At 31.0% G+C, this 6,000-nt stretch carries 7 protein-coding genes; 6 read left to right on the top strand and 1 reads right to left on the bottom strand.

The features are described from left to right. Nucleotides 1–102: 102 nt before the first annotated feature. The 5 genes from H8891_RS13060 (at nt 103) to H8891_RS13080 (ending at nt 4,817) form a co-directional block, all read left to right on the top strand. Nucleotides 103–1,125, top strand: coding sequence for a hypothetical protein (locus tag H8891_RS13060; RefSeq protein ID WP_187006766.1), 1,023 nt, complete (start codon nt 103–105; stop codon nt 1,123–1,125). Nucleotides 1,126–1,430: 305 nt separating this feature from the next. Further along, a complete protein-coding gene (locus tag H8891_RS13065) occupies nt 1,431–1,694 on the top strand; it encodes a hypothetical protein (RefSeq protein ID WP_187006767.1) in 264 nt (87 codons plus the stop codon). Nucleotides 1,695–1,846: 152 nt separating this feature from the next. After that, nucleotides 1,847–2,875, top strand: a complete 1,029-nt coding sequence (locus H8891_RS13070) for an ABC transporter substrate-binding protein (RefSeq protein WP_187006768.1) — start codon at nt 1,847–1,849, stop codon at nt 2,873–2,875. After that, on the top strand, nt 2,875–3,957 hold the full coding sequence (locus H8891_RS13075; protein WP_187006769.1) for an iron chelate uptake ABC transporter family permease subunit: 1,083 nt from the start codon (nt 2,875–2,877) through the stop codon (nt 3,955–3,957). The genes H8891_RS13070 and H8891_RS13075 overlap by 1 nt, the downstream gene beginning before the upstream one ends. Beyond that, nucleotides 3,957–4,817 carry an ABC transporter ATP-binding protein gene (locus H8891_RS13080; RefSeq protein WP_187006770.1) on the top strand — a complete coding sequence of 287 codons (861 nt, stop codon included), beginning with the start codon at nt 3,957–3,959 and terminating at the stop codon, nt 4,815–4,817. The genes H8891_RS13075 and H8891_RS13080 overlap by 1 nt, the downstream gene beginning before the upstream one ends. A 100-nt stretch (nt 4,818–4,917) precedes the next feature. On the opposite strand, the gene H8891_RS15150 is transcribed toward H8891_RS13080, so the two are convergent. Then, the gene (locus H8891_RS15150) at nt 4,918–5,394 is read right to left on the bottom strand and encodes a hypothetical protein (RefSeq protein ID WP_207723628.1); all 477 of its coding nucleotides are present in this window, start codon (nt 5,392–5,394) and stop codon (nt 4,918–4,920) included. Here H8891_RS15150 and H8891_RS15155 point away from each other — a divergent pair. Continuing rightward, nucleotides 5,357–6,000 (top strand): hypothetical protein (locus H8891_RS15155; RefSeq protein WP_243207851.1); only part of this gene is annotated, 644 nt, incomplete at its 3' end. The two genes, H8891_RS15150 and H8891_RS15155, sit on opposite strands and share 38 nt — an antisense overlap.

Raw genomic sequence — 6,000 nt, forward strand, 5'->3', positions numbered from 1 at the left:
TAGATATGTTACTTGTTATAAATAGATTTTGTCTAAAATATGAATAAAGTAAATTATTAAAAATAAATATAATTATAAGGAAGTTTAGAAGGGGGTTGTAAGGTGTTTTTTAATAATGCAGAAATCTTAATTAAAAAATCAAATAGAGATTTAAACATATTTAAGCTAAGTGATAAGATAATATATGAAGATATTAAAGCAAATACAAATGAAATTTATAAAAAAGAATTTATAAAAGGGGATTACTCTTTTGTAGATATTCATATAGATATAGACGAAAATGACAATGTATATGGTATATTAAATGATAAAAAAGGAAAGCTACTTAGTATAAGTATAGAAGATGATATATATATGGATACTATACTTAAGTATGATTGCAAAAATTTCTTCATAAAATTTCCATACATAAAAAATTTTTCAAAAGAAAATCATATATTTTATTATTTAGTAAAGAAAGAAAATCCAAACATAAGTGATTTAATACATATATATAAAGATAAAAATTTTTCTATGAAAAATATAGTTGATTATATACCATACAACATAATGAGTAATTTTGAAGTGATTTGGGATAAAAATATACTTATTTTATTTTATTTTAAACATGTAGATGATGTTGAAGAGTTATTTGTATCAGCATTTGATATGAGAAAAAACAAATGGTCTGAACCTTTTAAAATAACAGATTCTAAAAAAAGCAAAATATATTTATCTGTCATAAAAGATATAAGAGGATATTATAATATAGTTTTTTCTGAAGAAAATGATGGTAAGTATCATTGTCAATATATAAAAGGGGAGTTAGTATATAATAAATTTGAAGTATTAGAATCAACACTTATAAAAACAGAGTTAATGTGTTTATTTCCTCATTTAATTAATCATAGAAATGAACTTTATATTCAATGGGGAGAATATAATAATTTATATACTTGTAAATCAGCTGATTTAGGAGCAACTTGGGGAAAAGTTAAGCTGAATAATCCAGAAGCAGATAAATTTTTAAAAAGGTATATATATAAATCAAATAATATTGAAGAAAGAGATTATATAGTAAATAGTATATTTACTGATAAAGAAGATATAGATATGCTAGATTATAAAATAACAGATAGTTTGTAAATATTGTATATTAAAAATAGCTTTCTAAAAAATTTTTAGGGGCTATTTTTTTATATTTTAAAAGCTTACAACATGAATTTAATAATTTTAAGAGATTAATAAATACATGAAAAAACACATAAAAGAAAAAATATAATCTAAAAATTAAATAATATGAAATAATATGTAAAATTATGTATAAAACTAAATTTTCAGAAAATTTAATGATATATTTACTACTAAAGAAAAATCGAATATAGTAAAAGTGTGTAGGGGGAAAATATTGAAATATAGAAAAATTAATAGGATTATCAGGGGGAAACGATATGTTTTTACAAAGAAACTTTAGACTACATCATAATCCACACACAAATGGATGTTGTGGTAACGGAGGAGAAAACTGTTGTGGTTCTCATGAGCATAATCATAGTCATGAGCATACTCACACCCATGGACATGAACATGTAAATGGAATAGGTCATGACCACAATCATGAAGATGGGTTTACTGGCATTCATTCACATGAACATGATCACACTCATGAACATGGACATGATCATAATGGAGAGCATGAGCATAGCCATGAATAAAAATTAAAATAAATAATTTATGAAAATAAAAGCCATGAAGGTTTTAAATTATAAGGTATATTTGTTGTATCTTTATTTAAATAACCTCATGGCTTTAATTTTTTTTTAGATTATAGTAAACTAAAAATAGGAAAAATATGGGGGAAATAAAAATGATAAAAAGCAAAAGTTTAAAAAAGTTCGTAGCATTAATGGCTATAGCAGGGTTAACACTTAGTGTTGTTGGGTGTTCAAATAATAAAAAAGAAGAAGGAAAAGAGTCAAAATCAAAGGTTGAGGCAAACAATTTTGAAACTGTGGAATACGTTTACTCAGATGGGGCTAAGGATGTAAATGTAAAAGTTGATGCTCCAAAGCAAAAAGCAGTTACATTATCTCAGTTTATGACTGAAATGTTATTAGCGCTTGACTTAGGAGATAGAATGGTTGGAACAGCTCTTTTAGATAACCCAGTACTTCCTCAATATGAAGAAGCTTACAAAAAAATACCAGAACTTAAAGTAGGAGAAGGTCACTCTATATCTAAAGAAGCATTTGTAGCTACTGGAGCTGATTTTGTTAGTGGATGGGATTCATCTATAAATGAACAAACTACAGGTTCTCCAGAGGAACTTGTAAAAAATGGGGTAGCACCATTTATGGCTAAATCTTATGCACCAGATGCAACAGTAGAAACTGTTTATGAAGATTTTAATTTACTTGGTAAAATATTTGGAGTAGAAGATAAAGCTAAAGAAGTAGTAGATAAAATGAAAAATGATATAAAAGTTGTACAAGATAAAGTTGGAGATATGAAAGAAGAAGATAAGGTTAAAATGATGGTTTATGATTCAGGTGAAAAAGATGCTATGGTAGTAGGATCTGGACTTGCTAATAATCTAATAGACATAGCTGGTGGAAATAATGTATTTGGAAAAGAAGCTGACAAGCCATACATAAATGTTTCATTTGAAAGTATAGTAGCAAAAAATCCTGAGGTTATATTAGTAACTGACTATTTAGCTGGAAGTCCAGTTAAGGAAAAAATTGATTTCTTAAAATCACATCCAGCACTTAAAGATGTACCTGCAATAAAAAATAATAAAATATATGTAGTTAAACTAGCTGACTTATCTCCAGGAGTTAGAAATCCTATGGTTATAGAAGAGATGCATAACTATTTTTATGGAGATAAAAAATAGTGGAAGTTTCTGTAAATAAGACAAGAAGCCTTTCTAAAAAGAAAGGTTTCTTATTTTGGGTTATAGCTTTAACTATACTATTAGCAGGTACAGTAGTTGGAGCAATAGCTATAGGGAGTACATATATAGAGCCTGGAGAAGTTTATAAAGTCCTTTTAAATAAATTAACAAATGGAGCATTGTTTAGTGGTGTAGGTGAAGTTATGACCCAAAATATAATATGGGAAATAAGATTTCCAAGAGTATTATTAGGAGCTATATGTGGTGCAGGACTTGCTATATGTGGTGTTCTTATGCAATGCGTAACTAAAAATCCAATAGCAGAGCCATATATACTTGGAATTTCATCAGGTGCATCTTGTGGTGCTGTTGCTACTATTGTTTTAGGTGGAGTGGCAAGTCTTGGAATAAATAGTATAACTACTGGTGCATTTGTTGGTTCTATGGTATCGGGAGTATTAGTTTTTGCAATAGGTACACAAATGGGAAAAACTACATCTACAACAAGATTAGTACTTACTGGTATGGCAATATCAACAATATTTTCAGCACTTACCAATTTACTTATATATTCAGCAAAAAATTCAAATCAAGCAAAAAATGCATTGTTTTGGACCATAGGGAGTTTAGGTGGAGCTAAGTGGGATGTTTTATTAATTCCATTTATAGTTTTAATTTTAGTTATAATTGTATCTTTTGTAATGTCAAAATCATTAGACATACTACTTCTTGGAGATGATAGTGCTATAATTCTTGGAATAAATGTAAAACTTATAAAGTCAATTATTTTAATTCTTTCAACTCTTTTAACAGCTACATTGGTTGCAATAACTGGAGCTATAGGATTTATAGGATTAGTAGTTCCTCATATTTGTAGAACAATAGCTGGAAGTGATCATAAAAAACTTATAGTTCTTTCATCACTAATAGGAGCTATATTTTTAATATTATCAGATGTTTTAGCAAGGGGACTTTTCCCTCCAATAGAAATACCGATAGGAATAATAACAGCACTAGCAGGTGGTCCATTCTTCTTATATTTAATTTCTAAGAAAAATTACTCATTTGGAGGAAGAGATTAATGCTTAAATTACAAGTTAAAAATTTAAAGTTTAGTATAGATAAAAAAGATATACTAAAAGATATATCATTTGATATACCAAAAGGTTCATTTGTTGGAATTATAGGACCTAATGGTTCAGGAAAGTCTACTATACTTAAAAATATATATAGATTATATAAGCCAGATAGCGGAAAGTTAATACTTGATAATAAAGATTTATCTACTATGAAAGATAAAGATTGTGCTAAAGAAATTGCAGTATTAGCACAAGAGAGCAACTCACAATTTGACTTTACAGTAGAGCAAATAGTTAAGATGGGGCGCTATCCATATAAATCAGTTTTTGAAGACTATTCTAAAAAAGATATTGATATGGTTAATAATATGCTAAAAAGGGTAGGTCTTGATGATTATAGTAATAGAAGTTTTTCAAAGTTATCAGGAGGAGAAAAACAAAGAACTTTAATTGCAAGAGCATTAGTTCAAGATACGGATTTTTTAATATTAGATGAACCTACAAATCACTTAGATATAGGGTATCAAATTCAACTTATGGATTTAGTTAAAAGCCTTAATATAACAACTTTATCTGCAATTCATGATATGAATATAGCATCTATGTATTGTGATTATTTAATAGTTATGAAAGATGGAAAGATAAGAAAATGCGGAAAGGTCGAGGAAGTCATAACATCAGATATGCTTAAGGAAATATTCGGAGTTAATGCATATGTTGGAATAAACCCCATAAATAATAAATTACAAGTATCCTTTATGCATAGTCATCACCATATAAATGGTGTAGGACATGATCATGTCCATGAAGATGGATTCACGGGAGAGCATGAGCATTTTCATCAACACTCATATCAAGTTTAAAATAATATAAATAAATTAAAGAAAACCTAGCTCGTATTCTATATCTACCTAAATAGGAAGATATAGAATACTTAATGAGCTAGGTTTTGTAAATTAATGTTTAATTAGTAGTTGTTGAGCCTTGACGACTTACTGAGAATATATAGCATAATGGTATAGCGATAAAAGTATTTCCTGCTCCTTGCACTTGACCCCATAGTATTCCATTACATAATCCAAATACTGTACTTAAACTAATTGGTGCATTTGTATTATCTACAATATCTATTTCTAAACTTGAATTTGAAGGGAAATTTACTGGGAACGTTATTGAGTCAGGGTTAGTTGGATTTAAAAGAAGTCTCAATGCTCGATCTATACCAGTATTACAGCAACACTCTGGTGTAGCACAATTTGTAGTTGAGTTAACAGGTGGTTGAGTTCCAAAAGTTATTGTTATTATATTACATATAGATACATAAGCTGTATTAGCTGGACTTGTTCTAGTTAAAACCACTACTTCATTGTCTATAAAGCTATTTATAGTACCAGTTTCAAATGTGTTAAATGAATTTACAGTTATCTCATCATTACCCACTAAGCCATCTATTAATTGTAGTGCATATAAAGTACTATTTTTACAGCAACACTCTGCAGCAGGACCAGTAGGACCAGTAACACCTCGTGGGCCAGTAGGACCAGTAGGACCAGTAGGGCCAGTAGGACCAGTAGGGCCAGTAGGACCAGTAGGACCAGTAGGACCAGTAGGACCAGTAGGGCCAGTAGGACCAGTAGGGCCAGTAGGACCAGTAGGACCAGTAGGGCCAGTAGGACCAGTAGGGCCAGTAGGACCAGTAGGACCAGTAGGACCAGTAGGGCCAGTAGGACCAGTAGGACCAGTAGGGCCAGTAGGACCAGTAGGGCCAGTAGGACCAGTAGGACCAGTAGGGCCAGTAGGACCAGTAGGACCAGTAGGGCCAGTAGGACCAGTAGGGCCAGTAGGACCAGTAGGACCAGTAGGACCAGTAGGACCAGTAGGACCAGTAGGACCAGTAGGACCAGTAGGACCAGTAGGGCCAGTAGGACCAGTAGGACCAGTAGGACCAGTAGGACCAGTAGGACCAGTAGGGCCAGTAGGACCAGTAGGGCCAGTAGGACCAGTAGGACCAGTAGGGCCAGTAGGACCAGTAGGGCCAGTAGGACC

The sequence above is a fragment of the Paeniclostridium hominis genome (assembly GCF_014306135.1).
Taxonomy (GTDB): Bacteria; Bacillota; Clostridia; order Peptostreptococcales; family Peptostreptococcaceae; genus Paraclostridium; species Paraclostridium hominis.

Excerpts from the sequence above, each read along its gene's own strand:
- H8891_RS13065 (WP_187006767.1), top strand. The coding sequence starts at position 1,431 with ATGTTTTTACAAAGAAACTTTAGACTACATCATAATCCACACACAAAT.
- H8891_RS13070 (WP_187006768.1), top strand. The coding sequence starts at position 1,847 with ATGATAAAAAGCAAAAGTTTAAAAAAGTTCGTAGCATTAATGGCTATA.
- H8891_RS13080 (WP_187006770.1), top strand. The coding sequence starts at position 3,957 with ATGCTTAAATTACAAGTTAAAAATTTAAAGTTTAGTATAGATAAAAAA.